Annotated in this window: 19 protein-coding genes; 17 read left to right on the forward strand and 2 right to left on the reverse strand. The window is 71.0% G+C overall.

The genetic code is table 11. From position 1 onward, the window contains the following. The first annotated feature begins 29 nt into the window (after nt 1-29). Genes F0415_RS00090 through F0415_RS00170 form a run of 17 tightly spaced genes read left to right on the forward strand, consistent with a single transcriptional unit; the run spans nt 30 to nt 15,549 of the window. A complete protein-coding gene (locus F0415_RS00090) occupies nt 30-299 on the forward strand; it encodes an acyl carrier protein (protein ID WP_149859163.1) in 270 nt (89 codons plus the stop codon). Beyond that, nucleotides 299-835, forward strand: coding sequence for a COG4648 family protein (locus F0415_RS00095; protein ID WP_149859164.1), 537 nt, complete (start codon nt 299-301; stop codon nt 833-835). Before F0415_RS00090 ends, F0415_RS00095 begins: the two co-directional genes overlap by 1 nt. Then, the gene (locus F0415_RS00100; RefSeq protein WP_149859165.1) at nt 825-2,507 is read left to right on the forward strand and encodes an ApeI family dehydratase; all 1,683 of its coding nucleotides are present in this window, start codon (nt 825-827) and stop codon (nt 2,505-2,507) included. Before F0415_RS00095 ends, F0415_RS00100 begins: the two co-directional genes overlap by 11 nt. Next, nucleotides 2,500-3,255, forward strand: a complete 756-nt coding sequence (locus F0415_RS00105; protein WP_149859166.1) for a glycosyltransferase family 2 protein — start codon at nt 2,500-2,502, stop codon at nt 3,253-3,255. The genes F0415_RS00100 and F0415_RS00105 overlap by 8 nt, the downstream gene beginning before the upstream one ends. After that, nucleotides 3,252-4,199: a lysophospholipid acyltransferase family protein gene (locus F0415_RS00110; protein WP_149859167.1), complete on the forward strand. Its 948-nt coding sequence runs from the start codon at nt 3,252-3,254 to the stop codon at nt 4,197-4,199. The genes F0415_RS00105 and F0415_RS00110 overlap by 4 nt, the downstream gene beginning before the upstream one ends. Continuing rightward, complete coding sequence (locus F0415_RS00115; RefSeq protein ID WP_149859168.1) at nt 4,183-5,733, forward strand: HAL/PAL/TAL family ammonia-lyase; 1,551 nt, start codon at nt 4,183-4,185, stop codon at nt 5,731-5,733. The genes F0415_RS00110 and F0415_RS00115 overlap by 17 nt, the downstream gene beginning before the upstream one ends. Continuing rightward, the gene (locus F0415_RS00120) at nt 5,723-6,139 is read left to right on the forward strand and encodes an acyl-CoA thioesterase (protein WP_149859169.1); all 417 of its coding nucleotides are present in this window, start codon (nt 5,723-5,725) and stop codon (nt 6,137-6,139) included. Before F0415_RS00115 ends, F0415_RS00120 begins: the two co-directional genes overlap by 11 nt. Continuing rightward, complete coding sequence (locus F0415_RS00125) at nt 6,139-6,726, forward strand: LolA family protein (RefSeq protein ID WP_149859170.1); 588 nt, start codon at nt 6,139-6,141, stop codon at nt 6,724-6,726. The genes F0415_RS00120 and F0415_RS00125 overlap by 1 nt, the downstream gene beginning before the upstream one ends. Continuing rightward, nucleotides 6,719-9,058 (forward strand): MMPL family transporter, encoded by a 2,340-nt coding sequence (locus F0415_RS00130; RefSeq protein WP_210244139.1) that lies wholly within the window; start codon nt 6,719-6,721, stop codon nt 9,056-9,058. Before F0415_RS00125 ends, F0415_RS00130 begins: the two co-directional genes overlap by 8 nt. Then, complete coding sequence (locus F0415_RS00135; RefSeq protein WP_149859171.1) at nt 9,055-10,293, forward strand: NAD(P)/FAD-dependent oxidoreductase; 1,239 nt, start codon at nt 9,055-9,057, stop codon at nt 10,291-10,293. Before F0415_RS00130 ends, F0415_RS00135 begins: the two co-directional genes overlap by 4 nt. Continuing rightward, entirely contained in the window at nt 10,281-10,835 is a 555-nt protein-coding gene (locus F0415_RS00140; protein WP_188310235.1) for a DUF3261 domain-containing protein, read from the forward strand. Before F0415_RS00135 ends, F0415_RS00140 begins: the two co-directional genes overlap by 13 nt. After that, entirely contained in the window at nt 10,832-12,013 is a 1,182-nt protein-coding gene (locus F0415_RS00145; protein ID WP_149859172.1) for a beta-ketoacyl-ACP synthase, read from the forward strand. The genes F0415_RS00140 and F0415_RS00145 overlap by 4 nt, the downstream gene beginning before the upstream one ends. Continuing rightward, the gene (locus F0415_RS00150) at nt 12,010-12,474 is read left to right on the forward strand and encodes a hotdog family protein (protein WP_149859173.1); all 465 of its coding nucleotides are present in this window, start codon (nt 12,010-12,012) and stop codon (nt 12,472-12,474) included. Before F0415_RS00145 ends, F0415_RS00150 begins: the two co-directional genes overlap by 4 nt. Beyond that, nucleotides 12,471-13,199 (forward strand): 3-ketoacyl-ACP reductase FabG2, encoded by a 729-nt coding sequence (locus F0415_RS00155; protein ID WP_149859174.1) that lies wholly within the window; start codon nt 12,471-12,473, stop codon nt 13,197-13,199. The genes F0415_RS00150 and F0415_RS00155 overlap by 4 nt, the downstream gene beginning before the upstream one ends. Continuing rightward, complete coding sequence (locus tag F0415_RS00160; RefSeq protein WP_149859175.1) at nt 13,196-14,428, forward strand: beta-ketoacyl-ACP synthase; 1,233 nt, start codon at nt 13,196-13,198, stop codon at nt 14,426-14,428. The genes F0415_RS00155 and F0415_RS00160 overlap by 4 nt, the downstream gene beginning before the upstream one ends. A 23-nt stretch (nt 14,429-14,451) precedes the next feature. Then, the gene (locus F0415_RS00165; protein WP_149859176.1) at nt 14,452-14,862 is read left to right on the forward strand and encodes a hypothetical protein; all 411 of its coding nucleotides are present in this window, start codon (nt 14,452-14,454) and stop codon (nt 14,860-14,862) included. 15 nt (nt 14,863-14,877) lie between these two features. Beyond that, nucleotides 14,878-15,549: a 4'-phosphopantetheinyl transferase family protein gene (locus F0415_RS00170; protein ID WP_149859177.1), complete on the forward strand. Its 672-nt coding sequence runs from the start codon at nt 14,878-14,880 to the stop codon at nt 15,547-15,549. On the opposite strand, the gene cueR is transcribed toward F0415_RS00170, so the two are convergent. Further along, on the reverse strand, nt 15,546-15,995 hold the full coding sequence (cueR, locus tag F0415_RS00175) for a Cu(I)-responsive transcriptional regulator (RefSeq protein WP_149859178.1): 450 nt from the start codon (nt 15,993-15,995) through the stop codon (nt 15,546-15,548). The two genes, F0415_RS00170 and cueR, sit on opposite strands and share 4 nt — an antisense overlap. Nucleotides 15,996-16,009: 14 nt before the next feature. Then, nucleotides 16,010-18,205 (reverse strand): heavy metal translocating P-type ATPase, encoded by a 2,196-nt coding sequence (locus tag F0415_RS00180; protein ID WP_281286561.1) that lies wholly within the window; start codon nt 18,203-18,205, stop codon nt 16,010-16,012. Between the last annotated feature and the right edge of the window lie 136 nt (nt 18,206-18,341).

Below are 18,341 nucleotides of genomic sequence, written 5' to 3' on the forward strand. Positions count from 1 at the left end.
ACGGCCGACGCAGACGCAAGAGCAGGACGATGGACAAGCAGCAGATCTTCGAGCACGTCACTTCCATTCTCGGCGAAACCTTCGGCATCGCCCCGGAGCGGGTCCGCCCCGACGCCAGGTTGGGCGAGGACCTCGACATCGACAGCATCGATGCGGTGGACCTGATCGTGCAGCTCAAGCCGCTGCTCGGCGGCAACCTCAAACCGGAGGCCTTCCGTTCCGTGCGCACCATCCAGAACGTGGTGGATGCCCTGCACACGATGATGCACGGCGGCGTGGAAACCCACGCCGGCGGATGATGGCGCGCGCCGCAGCCGCGCTGGCGTGGCTGGCGACCCTGCTGTATCCGCTAGCCATCTGGCTGGGCCTGGCCCGCTTCGAACCGCGCAACCTGGCCCTGATCCTGCTCGTCGTCGCCCTGTTGCGGGTCTTCGCCTCGCCACAGCCGGCCTGGCTGCTGGCGGCGGGCGCGGCGGCCCTGCTTTCGCTACTGGCCTGGCTGGGCAACGCGGGCCTGCCGCTGAAGCTTTACCCGGTAGTGGTCAACACGGTGATGCTGGCGCTGTTCGGCTGGAGCCTGCGGCATCCGCCAACGGTGATCGAACGCATCGCCCGCCTGCGCCACCCGGACCTGCCCGGGCAAGCCCGGCCCTGGCTGGTGAAGGTGACCCGGGCCTGGTGCCTGTTTTTCGTCGGCAACGGTGCGGTGGCGCTGTGGACGGCGCTGGCCGGCAGCGATGCCGCCTGGGCCCTGTACAACGGCGCCATCGCCTACGTGCTGATGGGCATGATGTTCCTGGGCGAGTGGTGGCTGAGGCCGAAACATGCCCGCTGAACCCGCCTTCCTGTCGCTGGCCGGGCTGAGCCTCGCCGGGGCGGCGCCGGACTCGCGCCCTGTCGGCAGTGACGGTACCGACCGCCGGGCCTGGCTGGCCCGCGTCGCCGGCTGGCGCGACCTCCTGGCCTCGCTGCCAGGGGGCGATGTCGCCCTGCACCTGGACGATGCCCTGGACTTCGCCGCCGCGCTGTTCGGCGCCTGGCAGGCCGGCCGCCGCCCCTGGCTGCCCGGCGACACGCTGCCGGCGACCCTCGCCGCGCTGGCGCCGTCGGTGACGCATTACATCGGCAACTTCCCCGGCGCCTTGCCCGCACCTGCGGACGGCAGCCCGGCAAGCGGCCGCGAGCTGGATCCGCGGCAATGCCGACTGGTGCTGTTCACTTCGGGCTCCAGCGGCGAACCGGTCGCCGTCGAAAAGCGCCTGGAGCAGCTGCAGAACGAAGTCGCTGCCCTGGAGGCGCAGTTCGGTGCGCAACTGACCGGCGCCCGGGTCGAGGGCACCGTCTCGCAGCAACACATCTACGGCCTGCTGTTCCGCGTGCTCTGGCCGCTGGCCGCCGGCCGGCCCCTGCACCGCCGGCGCCGCATCCACAGCGAGGAACTGGCGGCGCTGGGCCCGGAGCCGCTGCTGCTGGTATCCAGCCCTGCCCACCTCAAGCGCCTGCCGGATAACCAGGACTGGACGTGCCTGCGCCAGGGCTTGCGCGCCGTTTTCTGTTCCGGCGGCCCGCTGCCGGCAGATGCTGCCCACGCGGTGCGGCAGCTGTGGGGGCAGGAACCGATCGAGGTCTACGGCAGTACCGAAACCGGTGGCATCGCCTGGCGTCGTGGCGGTGGGCCGCTCCTGCCCTGGCAACCCTTGCCGGGCGTGCAGGTGCGGGTCGAGGACGGGCGGTTGGCCATCCGTTCCGCGCATCTGGCCGAAGACGCCTGGTACCGCAGCCAGGACCGCGCCCGGCCGGGCCCGGAGGGCAGCTTCGAACTGCTGGGCCGGGCCGACCGTATCCTCAAGATCGAGGAAAGGCGCATCTCCCTGGACGCGATCGAGCGCCGCCTGGCCGCCTCGCCGCTGCTCTCCGAACTGAAGGTGCTGCCCCTGCCAGGACCGCGCACCGTGCTGGGCGTGGCGGCCGTGCCCAGCGAGGTCGGCCGGCAACTGCTTGAAACCGAGGGCAGGGGCGCGCTCTCCAAGGCCCTGCGCGCCTGGCTGGAGGGCCATGCGGACCCGGTTGCGTTGCCGCGCCGTTGGCGCTTCCTGGATGCCCTGCCCACCGACGCCCAGGGCAAGGCCGGCCAACACCGCCTGCTGGAGCTGTTCCGCCCGCGCATGCCGGAGCCGCACTGGCTGCGGCGGACGCCGACGGAAGCCGAGTTGGAGCTGCAGGCCGATGCGGGACTGGCAGGGTTCCAGGGCCATTTCCCGCAGCAGCCCATCCTGCCGGGCGTGGTGATGCTGGACTGGGCCCTGCGCCTGGGCCGGGAAGCCTTCGGTCTGGAAGGCTCGCCGCAGGGCATGGAGGCGATCAAGTTCCAGCAACTGGTACGGCCGGGCCAGCGCCTGCGCCTGCAACTGTCGCGGCTGCCGGACGCACTGGCCTTCCGCTTCGAATCGGAGCGGGGCGTGCATGCGAGCGGGCGGCTTTCCCTGCCTGGGGCCAACGATGGCTGAGGCCGCCTATTCGCCGGCAGTGCTGATCCCGGTCTTCGACCATGCCGACGCCATCGGTAGCGTGGTTGCCGCGTTGCGCCCGCATGGCCTGCCCATCCTGCTGGTGGACGACGGCTCCGGCGAGTGCTGCGCCGCCGTCCTGCGCGAGCTTGCCGACAGCGGTGACGGCCAGGTCGGCCTGCTGCGCCTGGAGCACAATCAGGGTAAGGGCGGGGCCGTGATGGCCGGCTTCCGGGAACTGGCCCGGCGCGGCCACAGCCACGCCCTGCAGCTGGACGCCGACGGCCAGCACGACTGCGCCGACCTGCCGCGTTTCATCGAGGAAGGCCGGCGCTTCCCGCAGGCAGTGATCAATGGGCGTCCGGTCTACGACCGCTCCGTGCCGCGCTCCCGCCTCTACGGGCGCTACCTGACCCACGTCTGGGTCTGGATCAACACGCTGTCGCTGGACATCGCCGATTCAATGTGCGGCTTCCGCCTTTATCCGCTGGCGCCGACCCTGGCCCTGATGGAGCGGGTACAGCTGGGCCGGCGCATGGATTTCGACACCGAAGTGATCGTGCGCCTGCACTGGCAGGGCGTAGCGGTCCGCAACCTGGAGACCCGGGTCACCTATCCGGCCGACGGCGTTTCGCATTTCGACCTGTTGCGCGACAACCTGCGCATCTCGGCCATGCATGCGCGCCTGTTCTTCGGGATGCTGGCGCGCCTGCCCTTGCTGCTCGCCCGGCGCCGGAGGCGGGCATGAGCGGCCGCCTGCACTGGGCCGGGCTGGGCGAACACACGTTCGTCGCCGGCACCTGGCTGCTTTACGGCGTGTACCGCCTGCTGGGCCGCTGGCCGTTCCGCTGTTGCCTCTACCCGGTGGTGCTGGCCTACTGGTTGGCGGTGCCACTGGCCCGCCGCGCCTCGCGCGAGTACCTGCAGCGGCTGCAGGCCAGCACCGGCGCCCTCGGCCGGGCACCGACGCGGATGGATTCGCTGCGGCATTTCCTGCTGTTCGCCGAGACCCTGCTGGACAAGATGCTGGCGGTCGGCGGCCGCTACCCGCGCGAGCGCGTGCGCTTCGGCGGCGATGGCGAGCAGAGCCTGAAGGCGGCGATCGAGGCGGGGCGGGGCGGTATAATCGCCACCGCCCACGTCGGCTGCCTCGAACTGATGCAGATGGCGGCGGACTGGCGCGAGGGCCTGCGGGTCACCGCCTTGGTCCACACCGCGCATGCGCAGAGGTTCAACCGCATCCTGTCGCGCCTCAATCCCGGTCTGGGCTTGAGGCTGGTGCAGGTCACGGCCTTCGACGCGGGCATGGCCAGCGAGCTGGCGCGGCGGGTGGCGGAAGGGGAGTTCCTGGCCATCGCCGCCGACCGGGTTCCGGTACGGGGCGATCGCACGGCGCGGGCCGGCTTCCTTGGCCAGCCGGCCGATTTTCCGGCCGGGCCCTGGCTGGTCGCCACGGTGCTGGGCTGCCCGGTCTGGGGCCTGGCCTGTCTGCACGAAGGGGATGGCTACCACGCCCGGGTCGAACTGCTGGCCGAGCGCGTCCGCCTGCCACGGGACGACCGGCAGCAGGCTCTGGATGCCTGTGCCGCACGCTTCGCCGATTGGCTGGGAGAGTGTCTGAAACGCTCACCGCTGGACTGGTTCAACTTCTTTCCGTTCTGGGACTCCGCCGCGCATGGCCGCAACCGCTGATATCCGTCGCCTGACCCTGGATGGTCGGCCGCTCCGCATCGAGGACGTGGTGGACGTGGCGCTGCGCCGGGCCCGCACCTCGCTGTCCACAGATCCGGCGTTCCGGGCCCGCATCCAGCGCGGCGCCGACCTGGTGGACCGCCTGATCGCCGAGGACGGCGTGGTCTACGGCGTCAGCACCGGCTACGGCGACTCCTGCACCGTCGCCATCCCGCCCTCGCTGGTACCCGAGCTGCCGCGGCACCTTTACACCTACCACGGCGTCGGCCTGGGCCGCTGGCTGACGCCGGAGGAAACCCGCGCCGTCCTCTTCGCCCGCCTGCAGTCCCTGGTCCAGGGCATGTCCGGCGTCAGCATCGCCCTGCTCGAACAGCTGCAGGCCCTGCTCGAACACGACATCCTGCCGCTGATCCCGGCCGAGGGTTCGGTCGGCGCCAGCGGTGATCTCACGCCGCTGTCCTATGTCGCCGCCGCGCTCTGCGGCGAGCGCCAGGTCTGGCACGACGGGCGCCTGATGCCCGCCGCCGAGGCCCTGGCCATGCACGGACTGCGGCCGCTGCGCCTACGCCCCAAGGAAGGCCTGGCCATCATGAACGGCACCGCGGTGATGACCGGCCTGGCCTGCCTAGCCCTGCGCCGGGCCGACTATCTGGGCCGCCTGGCTACCCGCCTGACCGCCTGGAACGTCGCCGCCAGCGCTGGCAACGCCCACCACTTCGACCAGACGCTGTTCGCGGCCAAACCACATCCCGGCCAGCAGCGCGTGGCCGCGCGTCTGCGCCGGGACCTGGCCTCGGACCGGCCGCCGCGCAACGAGCAACGCCTGCAGGACCGCTATTCGCTGCGCTGCGCCCCGCACGTGATCGGCGTGCTCGAGGATGCGCTACCGATGCTGCGGAGCATGCTGGAGAACGAGCTCAACAGCGCCAACGACAATCCGCTGATAGACGCCGAGCAGGAAATGGTCCTGCATGGAGGCCATTTCTACGGCGGCCACATCGCTTTTGCCATGGACAGCCTGAAGAACCTGGTGGCCAATCTAGCCGACCTGCTGGACCGGCAGCTGGCGGTACTGGTGGATAGCCGCTACAACCATGGCCTGCCCGCCAACCTGTCCGGCGCGGAGGGAGTGCGCGCGCCGCTCAACCATGGCTTGAAGGCACTGCAAATCTCGGTGTCGGCCTGGACCGCCGAGGCGCTGAAACTGACCATGCCTGCCTCGGTGTTCTCGCGCTCGACCGAATGCCACAACCAGGACAAGGTCAGCATGGGCACGATCGCCGCCCGCGACGCGCTGCGTGTGCTCGAGCTGTCCGAACAGGTGGCGGCGGCCATGCTGATCGCCTCGCGCCAGGCCTTGGCCCTGCGCCGGCGCACTGGCAGCGAGCCGCAGCTGGCGCCGGAGGCGACGGCGATGCAGGCCGACCTGGAAGCGCGCATACCGCTTCTGGTCGAGGACCGTGCCCTGGACGGCGAGCTGCGGGCCCTGCTGGCCGCCATCCGCGCCGAGGAGTGGCCGCTTTATGAAGCTTGAGCTGTACGCCGAAATCGAACTGAGCCCTGCCTTCCACGACCTGGATCCGATGGACGTGGTCTGGCACGGCAACTATGTCCGCTACTTCGAACATGCCCGCTGCGCGCTGCTGCAATCGTTCGGCTACGACTATCCGCAGATGCGCGATTCCGGCTACGCATGGCCGGTCGTGGACATGCGCTGCAAATATGTGCGGCCGGCCCGCTACGGTCAGCGCCTGAAGGTCCGGGCAACGCTGGTCGAGTGGGAGAACCGGTTGAAGATCGACTACCTGATCCGCGACGCCGACACCGGCGAAGTGCTGACCCGCGCCCACACCATCCAGGTGGCGGTGGATCTGCGCACCGGCGAGATGTGCCTGGTCTCGCCGCAGGTGCTGGCGCGCAAGCTGGGGCGGGAAGCCTGATGGTCACCGGTCTGCTTGCGCTGCTGTTGGCCCTGGCGCCGATGCCGGCGACCGCGATGGAGTTGCCGCCGCTGGAAAGCCCGGCGGTACTGCGCGGCGACTTCGTCCAGGAAAAGCGCATCGCCGGCTTCCAGGCGCCGCTGCGCTCGCAGGGCCGCTTCCTGTTGCTGCGTGGCCGCGGCCTGCTCTGGGAGACGCGGGAGCCGTTTCCCTCCACGCTGGTGGTGACGACCGCTCAGATGTATGAGATCGGCCCGGACGGAGCCCGGCGGCCGCTGCCTGGCACCGGCGAGGACCGGGCGGGGCAGGTGACCGGCATGCTGTTGGCCCTGCTCGGCGGCGACCTGAAGTCGCTGCAGGATCGGTTCCGGACCGAACAACTGCCGGCGGGCGAGCACGCCTGGCGCCTGCGCCTGTCGCCGCGGGATCCTGTCCTGGGCACGGCCTTCGGCCTGCTGGAGCTGGCCGGCGATCGCCATGTCCGCGAGGTGCGTATCGAGCGCGCGGACGAGACGACGCTGATCCGTTTCACCGGGCTGGAGACCGCCGCCGCCCCGGCCGCGGAGGAGGCCGCCCGTCTTGAGTGATCGAAAGTGGACCAGGCTGTGGCCGGGCGCTGCCCTGGCCTGGCTGCTGCTGGTGGCGATGCTCGGCTGGCAGCAGGTCGGTTTCTGGCGCGAGGGCAGGCTGGACAGCGATGTCTTCGCCCTGCTGCCCGGCAGCGCCGACCCGGCGCTGCAGGCAGCCACCGATGCCCTGGCCGAGGCCGCCAGCCAGCAAGTCGTGGTGCTGCTGCGCGGCGGCGACTGGGCGGCCACCCGCGCCGCCGCCCAAGCCTTCCTGACGCACCTGCGGGAAGACGGGCTGCTGCAACCTGAAAGCACCGATGCGGCGAAGGCGATCGCCGCGCTGGGCGTCATGGCGCCCTACCGGCGTGGCCTGATCACCGAGGCTCAACTGCGGCGCCTGCAGGCGACCTCGCCGGACACGCTTGCGGACGAGGCCCTGCGGCGCCTGTACGCGCCAGGTGCTTCCTCCGGCCTGCTGCCCTGGGCCGAAGACCCCCTGGACCTGTGGGGCGAGGCCTGGCAGGCGAGGGCGGGCGATATCCGCCGACGCGATGGACTGCTGAGCGTACCCGACAGCGCCGGCGACTGGGTCCTGCTGCGTCTGCGCTACAGCCGCCCCAGCTTCAACCTGGATGGGGAGCCGCATCTGCAGCGGCGCCTGCAGGCCGCGCTGGACGCGGCGACGGCCGCCTCGGGGATGCCGGTGCGGATGCTGCGCGCCGGCGTGCCCCTGCATGCCGAGGCGGCGGCGGTGCGCGCCCACCAGGAGATCAGCCTCATCGGCCTGGGTTCGATGGCGGCGGTGCTGCTGCTGGTCTGGTTGAGCTTCCGCAGCCTGCGGCCATTGTTCATGGTGGCACTGTCGCTGCTGGTCGGCGTGTTGTGCGGCCTGGCCGCCACCCGGCTCGTGTTCGGCCAGGTACATCTGCTGACCCTGGTCTTCGGCGCCACCCTGATCGGCGTCGCCGAGGACTACGGCATTCACTACTTCGCCTCGCGCCAGGGCCAGCCGGGAGTACCGCCACGCACCCTGCTGCGGCAGCTTGCGCCGGCGCTGCTGCTGGCGCTGGCGACCAGCCTGCTGGCCTACCTGGCACTGGGCATCGCGCCCATGCCCGGACTGAGGCAGATGGCGCTGTTTTCCGTGGCCGGCCTGACCGGCGCCTTTGCCACCGTGCTGCTGTGGTTCCCCTGGCTGGATGCGGGCCGTCCGCGCCAGAGCCCCTTCGCCCGCGCCATTGCCGAGAGTCTGCACCGCTGGCCGCGCTGGCCGGCCGGCCGACGCGGCTGGATGCTGCTGGCGCTGCTGCTCCTGCCCGCGGCGGGCGGCTGGCTGCAGCTGCGCAGCGAGGATGGCCTGCGGGCACTGCAGGCCTCGCCGCCGGACCTGCTGGCCGACGAACGGGAGATCAGCCAGCGCCTGGGCCTGCCCAGCCCGGCCCAGTTCTACCTGCTGCGCGCCGCGGATCCGCAGACGCTGTTGCAACTGGAGGAAGCGCTGGCCGGGCGGCTGCAGGCAGGCGTGGACGAGGGCCATCTGCGCGGCTGGCGGGCGGTGTCGCAGCTGGTACCGTCGATCGCCCGGCAGCAGCGGAACGAACGGATCGTCCGCGAACTCGAGACCGCGCTTTTCGAGCGGATCCGGCAGCGGATCGGCCAGGCGCCGGGGGCGCCGGCACCGCAAGGCTTCTGGCTGCTGCCCGAGGTCGCCCTGGCCGCCGCCCCGGGCGAAGCGCTGCGGTCACAATGGCTGGGCCGGCACGATGGCGCCTGGGTCAGCCTGGTGCTGCTCGAAGGCTTGGGTCAGGAGGGCCTGGCCCGCGCCGCCGCCGCCGCCGATGGACTGGAAGGCGTGCGCTGGGTGGACCGAAGCGCCGATTTTTCCGCCGTGCTGAGCCGCTATCGGGTACTGATGCAGTGGCTGCTGCTGGTCGGTTATGCGGCGGTGGCCCTGTCGCTTTGGCTGCGCTTCCGCCGCAAGGCCTGGCGGGTGCTGGCGCCGACGGTGCTGGCAGCGGCGATCAGCCTGGGCCTGTTGGGCTGGTTCGGCGTGCCGCTGCAACTGTTCGGCGTGCTCGCACAACTGCTGCTGCTGGGCGTGGGGGTGGACTACGGCATCTTCCTGGTCGAGCACGAAGACGATCCGCCGGCCTGGCTGGCTGTCTGCCTGGGAGCCGCCAGCACCTGGCTTGCCTTCGGCCTGCTGGCGCTTTCCGCCACGCCGGCGCTGCACGGCTTCGGACTGACGCTGCTGCTGGGCATCGGCCTGGTCTGGCTGCTCAGCCCGTGCTTCCGGCCGGCCGGCCTTCGAACCGATACTGCACCGACTCTCAAGGGGATGCCTTCATGAGCCTGCGCCGCGAAAAGACCGACCTGCTGATCATAGGCGCGGGACCGGCCGGCTCGGTGGCCGCAGGCTTGCTGCGACGGCAGGGCAATGAGGTGCTGATGCTGGAAAAGCAACAGTTCCCGCGCTTCTCCATTGGCGAGAGCCTGTTACCGCAAAGCATGGAGTACCTGGAGGCCGCAGGCATGCTGCGGGCCGTGGTCGAGGCCGGCTTCCAGTACAAGAACGGCGCTGCCTTCGCCCGCGCCGGCCGCCACACCATCTTCGATTTTCGCGACAAGTTCAGCTCGGGCTGGGGCACCACCTACCAGGTGCAGCGCGCCACTTTCGACGAGATCCTCGCCCGCGAGGCCGAGCGCATGGGCGCGACACTGCGCTTCCGGCATGAGGTGCTGGCGCTTGACCTGGAAGGCGAGCGCGCCCTGGTCCGCGTCCGCGACCCGGAGGGCGGGGAATACGAGGTGGAAGCCGGCTTCGTGCTCGACGCCAGCGGTTTCGCCCGCGTACTGCCGCGCCTGCTCGACCTGGAAACGCCCTCGGGCTTCCCGGTGCGTGGCGCCATCTTCACCCACGTCCGCGACAACATCCCGGCCGACGGCGGTTTCGACCGCAACAAGATCCTGATCTCGGTGCATCCCGACCGCCAGGATGTCTGGTACTGGACGATCCCGTTCTCCAACGGCACCTGCTCGCTGGGCGTGGTGGCCGAGGCCGCCTACCTGGAAAGCCAGGCGGCCGGGGACGACAACACCCGCCTGAAGGCCATGGTGGCGCAGGAGCCCGGCCTGGCCCGGCTGCTGGACAAGGCCGAGTGGACCATGCCGGCGCGCCGCCTGGTTGGCTATTCGGCCAACGTGAAGTCGCTCTGGGGCCGCCACTACGCGCTGCTGGGCAATGCCGGCGAGTTTCTCGACCCGGTGTTCTCCTCGGGGGTAACCATCGCCTTCAAGTCGGCGGCCCTGGCCGCCGACTGCCTGCGCCGCCGCTTCGCCGGCGAGAACGTGAACTGGGACACCGAATACGAGCGGCCGCTGCGCCTGGGCGTGAGCACCTTCCGCCGCTTCGTGGACTCCTGGTACGCCGGCGGCTTCCAGAACATCATCTTCCATCCGCGGCAGAACCCGGACATCCGGCGCATGATCTGCGCCATCCTGGCCGGCTACGCCTGGGACACCAACAACCCCTACGTCGCCGAGGGGCGCCGGCTGGCGGTGCTGGAGGAGCTGTGTTCCGCCTGAGGCCATCATCTGATCTGGCAAGACTGGCGGCGCTGGCGATACTGCTGGCCCTGTCGGCCTGCGCCGGCGCCCGCGGCAGGCCCGCGCCGCTGCCGCCACCGTTGCGGCTGGCGCCGGCGCTGCTGCCGGCACCGCTGGCGGCGGACCAGCGCCTGAGCTTCCGCCACGCCGGCGGTGAGGATGTGCTGGACGCGCGCCTGGAAGCCGATGCGCAGCGCCTGCAACTGGCCTTGCACCGCTTCGGCCAAGTGCTGCTGGTGCTGCGCTGGGACGGGCAGGCGCTGGAACAGTCGCGAGCGCCGCAGGCGCCGCTGACGCTGTCGCCGGAGCGGGTGCTGGATGATGTGCAACTGGTCTACTGGCCGGCCGAGGCGATCCGCGCGGCAATGCCCACCGGCTGGACCCTGGAGGAGGGAAGAGATGGCCGGCGCTTGCGCCATGGCCGCAGCACCCTGGTCGAGATCGTGCATCTGGACGACAAGCGCGTCCGCCTGCGCCGGCCGGGCTACGAGCTGATCATCGAGACGCGGGAGCTGCCATGAGCGCGGTTTTCCTGCGAGAGCTGGGCCTGGCCTGCGCGCTCGGCCGCCATGTGGACGAAGTCGCCGCCGGTCTCTTCGCCGCCGACCGGCCGCGCGGCCTTGAAATCAGCGAGGCCTGCAGCCCGGGCCGGCCCATGCCATTGGGCTGGGTGCCGGGCGGGCTGGATCCGCTGGCCGACTGGCCGCTGCCTCTTCGCGGCCGCAACAACGCGCTGCTGGCCCTGGCGGCGGCTTCGCTGCAGGACGCCGTCGCCGCCGAGGCGGAACGCTTCGGTGCCATGCGCCTCGGCGTGGTGCTGGGCACCAGCACCTCCGGCGTTGGCGAAAGCGAGCAGGCCAACATCCATCGCATCGCCACCGGCCGTTGGCCGGAGGACTTCCACTACCGGCAGCAGGAAATGGGCACGCCGGCACGCTTCCTGGCCGAGCTGCTGGGCCTGCGTGGGCCGGCCCATGTCATTTCCACGGCCTGCTCCTCCAGCGCCAAGGCCCTGGCCTCGGCCGCGCGCTTGCTGCAGGCGGGCTTCTGCGACGCGGTCGTCGCCGGCGGCGCCGATTCGCTCTGCCGTTTCACCGTCGCCGGCTTCGATTCCCTGGGCGCGGTGTCCGACCGCCGCTGCAATCCCTTTTCGCGGCATCGCGCAGGCATCAACATCGGCGAGGGCGCGGCCCTGTTCCTGCTGACGCGGCAGGAGGGGCCGGTGCGCCTGGCAGGCTGGGGCGAGAGCGCCGACGCCCACCACATGTCCGCTCCCGATCCCGCCGGCGCCGGCCCCGAGGCCTGCATCCGCGAGGCGCTGGCGCGGGCAGGACGGCGCCCGCAGGAGATCGACTACGTCAACCTGCACGGCACCGCGACCCTGCAGAACGACGCGATGGAAGCGGGCGTGCATCACCGCATCTTCGGCCAGGACTGTCCCGCCAGCTCGACCAAACCGATGACCGGCCACACCCTCGGCGCCGCCGGCGCCATCGAGGCGGCCGTCGCCTGGCTGTGCCTGGCCCGCAATCCGCAGCGCCGGCTGCCGCCGCACTGGTGGGACGGCGAGGCCGATCCGGCGCTGGCGACGGTGCGGCTGGCGCGCCCCGGCGAGACGGTGTCGCGACTGCGCCGCGTGCTCAGCCAGTCCTTCGCCTTCGGCGGCAGCAACATCGCCCTTGTGCTGGAAGCGGAATGAACGACGTAGTAGCCTCCCTGCCGATCGAACGTCTGGTGCCGCACCGCGAGCCGATGCTGTGGCTGCAACGGGTGCTGTATTGCGACGAGAACCAGGTGCTGGCCGAGGCGGTGGTCGGGGAGGACCATCTTCTGCTGGACGGCGGCATGGTCCCGGCCTTCGCCGGCATCGAGTACATGGCCCAGGCCATCGCCGCCTGGGCCGGCGCCCGCGCACTGTCGCGCGGCGAGGCGGTAAAGCCGGGGTTTCTGCTCGGTACCCGCCGCTACCGCGCCAGCTGCCCCGGTTTCCATCCGGGCCAATGCCTGCAGATAGAGGGCCGCCGCGAGCTGTTCGGCGAGAACGGCCTGGGCATGTTCGCCTGCCGCATCCTCGAAGCCGGCGAGGTCCTGGCCACGGCCAACGTCTCGGTCTTCGAGCCACCCGATCCCGACGCCTTCCTGGGGAACTCCGCTTCATGAGCAATCGCTGCATTCTCGTCACCGGCGCCAGCGGTGACATCGGACGGGCCATCGCCCTGCGCCTGGCCCGCGACGGATTCGACATCGCCGTACACTGCCGCAGCCGGCGCGAACAGGCCGAAGCCGCGGCCGCGGAGATCCGGGCCCTGGGCCGCGAAGCCCGGGTGCTGGCCTTCGACATCGCCGACCGCGCCGCCTGCGCTGCCACCATCAGCGCCGATACCGAGGCCAACGGCGCCTACCATGGCGTCGTCCTCAACGCCGGCATCGCCCGCGACGCCGCTTTCCCGGCCATGAGCGCCGAGGAATGGGACAGCGTGATCCGCACCGACCTGGACGGCTTCTACAACGTGCTGCAGCCGGCGGTCATGCCGATGGTGCGCCGGCGCCAGCCCGGCCGCATCGTCACCATCGCCTCGGTGTCCGGGCTTGCCGGCAATCGGGGCCAGACCAACTACAGTGCCGCCAAGGCCGGCCTGATCGGCGCCACCAAGGCCCTGGCCCTGGAACTGGCCAAGCGCCAAATCACGGTCAACTGCGTCGCCCCCGGCCTGATCGAGACCGGCATGCTGCCGGAACACGTGATCGCGGAGGCGCTGCCGATGATTCCCTTGCGCCGGCTCGGCCGCCCCGAGGACGTGGCGGCGGTGGTGTCCTTCCTGATCTCCGACGAGGCCGGCTATCTCACCCGGCAGGTGATCTCGGTCAACGGGGGCATGCTGTGAGCCGGCGGGTGGTGGTCACCGGCCGCGGGGTGATCAGTCCCCTCGGTCACGACTGGCCGAGCGTGCGGGCCTGGCTGAAATCCGGCCGCAACGCGGTCCGCCGCTTCGACGAGTGGGGCGAGTTCCGCGGACTGAATACCCGTCTGGGCGTTCCCTGCGCGGATTTCGAGCTGCCGGCGCACTACACCCGCAAGGCCACCCGCGCCATGGGGCGCGTCGCCTTGCTGGCGACCCTGGCCAGCGAGCGCGCCCTGGCCGACGCCGGCCTGCTGGGCGACCCGATCCTGGGCAGCGGCAAGGTCGGCATCTCCTACGGCTCCTCGGCCGGCACGCCGGCCTCAATGAGCGATTTCGGCCGTACCCTGGCCGAGAAGAACACCCAGTACATCAACGCCACCACCTACATCAGGATGATGGCGCACACGGCGCCGGTGAACATGGGCGTGTTCTTCGGCATCACCGGCCGCATCGTCACCACCTGCAGCGCCTGCACCTCCGGCAGCCAGGGCATCGGCTATGCCTACGAAGCGATCCGCAGCGGCCGGCAACTGGCAATGCTGGCGGGCGGCTCGGAGGAACTCGACGTCACCTCGGCGACGGTGTTCGATACCCTGTTCGCCACCAGCACCCGCAACGACGAGCCGGACGCCACGCCGCGACCTTTCGATGCCGGTCGCGACGGCCTGGTGGTGGGCGAGGGCGCCTGCACCCTGGTGCTGGAGGAGCTGGAACACGCCCTGGCGCGCGGTGCCCGCATCCACGGCGAGATCGTCGGCTACGGCACCAACAGCGACGGCCGGCACGTGACCCAGCCCAATGCCGACACCATGGCGGTGGCCATGCGCCTGGCACTGGAGGATGCCGACCTGCCGCCGGAGGCGATCGGCTACGTCAGCGCCCACGGCACCGCCACCGACCATGGCGACGTCGCCGAAAGCGCCGCCACCGCCGCCGTGCTGGGCAACCGGATCCCGATCAGCGCGCTGAAGAGCTATACCGGCCACACCCTGGGCGCCTGCGGTTCGCTGGAAGCCTGGGTGGCCCTGGAGATGATGCGCGAGGGCTGGATGCATCCTACCCTCAACCTGCGCGAACCGGACCCGCGCTGCGCCGAGCTGGACTACATCGCCGGCGAGGGCAGGGCGATGGACATCGAATACGCCATGAGCAACAACTTCGCCTTCGGCGGTATCAACACTTCGCTGATCCTCCGCCGCTGGCCGCAATGACGAACCCGGCAATGGAGACAAGCATGAAGCGATTCCTCGTCCCGACCTTCCTCGTCCTGGCCCTGGCCGCGACGCCTGCCGCGGCGCGGGTAGACAGGCTGGAGCCGCCGCAGCAGATAACGGTCGTCGGCCCAGGCGGCAGCACGCCCCGCCTGGAAGACGTTCGGGAAGCGGTCATTACCGCGGGCATTCCGCGCGGCTGGCACCTGGTCGAGGACCAGCCGGGGCGGGCAGTACTGCGCAACGTCATCCGCGGCAAGCACACCGTGGTGGTGGCGGTGGTCTATGACCAGTCCAGCTTCCGCATCGAGTACGTCTCCAGCGAGAACCTCAACTACCGCGAGAAGCGCGGCAAGGCCTACATCCACCCGAAGTACTTCCAGTGGACCAACAACCTGGCCCAGGACATCCGCCTGGCCGTGGCCTCGCCCTGAATCCCGGCCGCGGAGATGCTGCGCTGCCTGCTGCGCGTCGCTGAGGCCATCCCGCCGTCGGGAACGGCGGCGGATTGGTTGAGCGAGGCCGAGCGGGCGCGGCTGGCGGCGATGCGGGCGCCACGCCGGCGCGACCAGTACCTGGCCGGGCATTGGCTGGCCCGCTCGCTGGCGGCAAGGGGATTCGGTGGCCATGCAGGTGACTGGCACTGGCAGCACCCGGAAGGGGAGCCGCCACGGCTCACCCGCAGCGGTTGGCGCGAACCGCTGCGGGTATCGATCAGCCACAGCGGCGAGCGCATCGCCGTCGCGGTGGCGAACGGGCCGGTCGGCCTGGATCTCGAATACCCGCAACGGCCGCGCGACCTCGACGGTCTGGCCGCCTTCGTCTTCACCCGCGGGGAGCGCGAGCGCCTGGCCGCGCAGCCGGCGCCGGAGAGGGCCCGCGCCTTCTACCGCTACTGGGCCCTCAAGGAGGCGGAAGGGAAGCGGTGCGGCAAGGGGCTGCTGCCGGGAAGGGCGCGTCGCCTCCAGTGTGAACCGGCAGCGGCGGAGCAGGCGGAAGCGCTGACTTGGCAACTGCCCGACGGCGGCATGCTGGCCATCGCCGCCTGGCCGGGCATCGTCGCCGTCATCGGCGAGCAGGACTGGGGCGCGCCGACAGGCTGGCGCCTGGTGGAAGTCTAGACAGGGCTGCCGGCCAGGTCGTCGAGGATCGGGCAGTCGGGCCGGTCATCGCCCTGGCAGCCACGTGCCAGGTGCTGCAGGGTGCGCTGCATGGCCTGCATCTGCCGGATCCGCTCGCCCAGTTCCGCGACGTGTTCCAGCGCCAGGCGCTTGACCTCGGCGCTGCTGCGCTGCGGGTCGCTCCACAGCCCCAGCAGGGTCTCGATCCGCTTCATCGAAAAGCCCAGGTCGCGGGCCCGGCGGATGAAGCGCAGGCGGTGCACGTCGGCTGCGCTGTAGAGCCGGTAGTTGGCGAAGCTGCGCGCGGCCGGCGGGATCAGGCCGATGCCCTCGTAGTGGCGGATCATCTTGGCCGACACCCCGCTCAGGGCCGAGGCCTCGCCGATGTTGTGCAGGCCCTGCCGGCGGGCGTCCGCCAGTTCCGGTCGCGGTGTCCTGATCGCCATGCTCGTCCCTCATGTCAGTGCCGGGCCCGCGGCTGCCAGCGACGCAGCAGCAGGGTGTTGGCCACCACGCTGACGCTGGACAGGGCCATGGCGGCGCCGGCCATCACCGGGTTCAGCAGGCCAGCCGCCGCCAGCGGGATGCCGACCACGTTGTAGATGAAAGCCCAGAACAGGTTCTGGTGGATCTTGCGGCTGGTACGGCGCGAGATGTCGATCGCATCGGCGACCAGGCGCGGATCGTTGCGCATCAGGGTGACGCCGGCCGCGTGCATGGCCACGTCGGTGCCGCCGCCCATGGCGAAACCGACGTCGGCGGCGGCCAGGGCCGGGGCATCGTTGACGCCGTCGCCGACCATGCCGACCCGGCCATCGGCCGCCAGGGCCCGGATATGCTCGGCCTTGTCATCCGGCAGTACCTCGGCGCGAACGTCCTCCGCGGCGATGCCGACCGCCGCCGCGACAGCGCGGGCGGCGCCGGCGTTGTCGCCCGAAAGCATTACCGGGCGGATGCCTTGGGCACGCAGGTTGGCCACCGCCTCCCCGGCTTCCGGCCTGGGCGGGTCGCCGAAGGCCAGCAGGCCGTGCAGGCGCAGGCCGTCGCCGCCATCCACGGCCAGCCAGGACACCGAGCGGCCCCGGCCGGCCTCCTGCTCGCCCCTTGTCGCCAGCGAGCCCAGCGACACACCGAGCTCACGCATCAGGCGCCCGCTGCCCAGTACCAGCCGCCGGCCGTCCAGCCGGCCCTCGACGCCACGGCCCCGCAGCGCCGAGACGGCCCTGGCCGCCGACGGTAGCGGGCCTTCTTCGCGGACGGCCTCGAGCACTGCCTTCGCCAAGGGGTGCTCACTGCCCTGCTGCAGGGCAGCGGCCAGGTGCAGCATCTCCCGTTCATCCTTGCCCTCGGCAGCGGCCACCGCCAGCAGCCGCGGCCTGCCCGTGGTCAGGGTCCCGGTCTTGTCGAAGGCCACGATGCGCAGGTGGCGGGTGGTTTCCAGAGCCTCGACATCCTTGATCAGGATGCCGGCACGGGCCGCCACGCCGGTGCCGGCCATGATCGCGGTCGGCGTGGCCAAGCCAAGGGCGCAGGGGCAGGCAATCACCAGCACCGCCACGGCATCGAGCGTAGCCCGGGTCCAGTCGCCGGTGGCCAAACCCCAGCCGAGCAGGGTCGCCAGGGCGATGAGCACCACCACCGGCACGAACACCGCGCTCACCCGGTCCACGATGCGCTGGATCGGCGCCTTCTTCGCCTGCGCGTCCTCGACCAGGCGGATGATGCGCGCCAGGGCCGATTCGGCGCCGACCGTGGTGGCGCGCACCAGCAAGCGTCCCTCGGCGTTGACGGCGCCGCCGGTGACGCGTTCGCCGGGTTCCTTGGGCACCGGCAGTGATTCACCGCTGATCAGCGACTCGTCGTTGTGGCTGCGGCCCTCGATGATCTCGCCGTCGACCGGTACCCGTTCGCCGGGCAGGACCACGACCAGATCGCCAGGCTGGACCCGGTCCACTGGCACCTCGACCTCTTCGCCGCCGTTGCGGCGCAGCCTTGCGATGGCGGGACGCAGGGCCTGCAGGGCCCGGATCGCCTCAGTGGTCTGGTGCTTGGCCCTGGCCTCGAGCCACTTGCCCATCAGGATGAGCGTGATGATCACCGCCGATGCCTCGAAATACAGCGGCGGCTCACCCTGGTGGGAGCGACTGAACAGCAGGTGGTAGAGGCTCAGGCCGTAGCCCGCACTGGTACCCAGCGCGACCAGCAGGTCCATGTTGCCGGTGCCCGCCCTGAGCGCGCGCCAGCCGGCGCGGTAGAAGCGGGCCCCCAGCCAGAACTGCACCGGCGTGGCCAAGGCCAGCTGCCACATGCCCGGCAGCGCCCAGTGGGCGTCGAAGGCCATGCCGATCATCGGCAGGGCCAAGGGCAGGGACAGCAGGGCAGCGATGATCAGGTGCCGGCGTTCGCGCGCGGCGGTGCGGACGGGCGCCGGTGCTGCACCGGGGCCGCCTGCGGGGCCTTCTGCGGCATCGGCGGGAACCGCGGCCGCCACCTCGTAGCCGGCCTTCCGGACCGCCTCGGCCAGGGCTGCGGCGGAGGCACTGCCGTCGGTTTCGACCGTCGCCGTTTCGGCGGCCAGGTTCACGCTCGCCGAAAGCACGCCCGGCACGGCGGTCAGGGCCCGCTCGACCCGGCCGGCGCAGGACGCGCAGGTCATGCCGGTTATGCCGAAACGGAAGGGCTGGGCGAGGGCGGCGGGCGGAGAGGACGGTGTGTGCATGAGAAGACTCCGGATGCGGTGCATGTCACCGCCACCGAGGATTCGGCTTCCCACGATGTCAAGGTCAAGCGAG

This window comes from Arenimonas fontis (assembly GCF_008386465.1).
GTDB classification, from domain to species: Bacteria; Pseudomonadota; Gammaproteobacteria; order Xanthomonadales; family Xanthomonadaceae; genus Arenimonas; species Arenimonas fontis.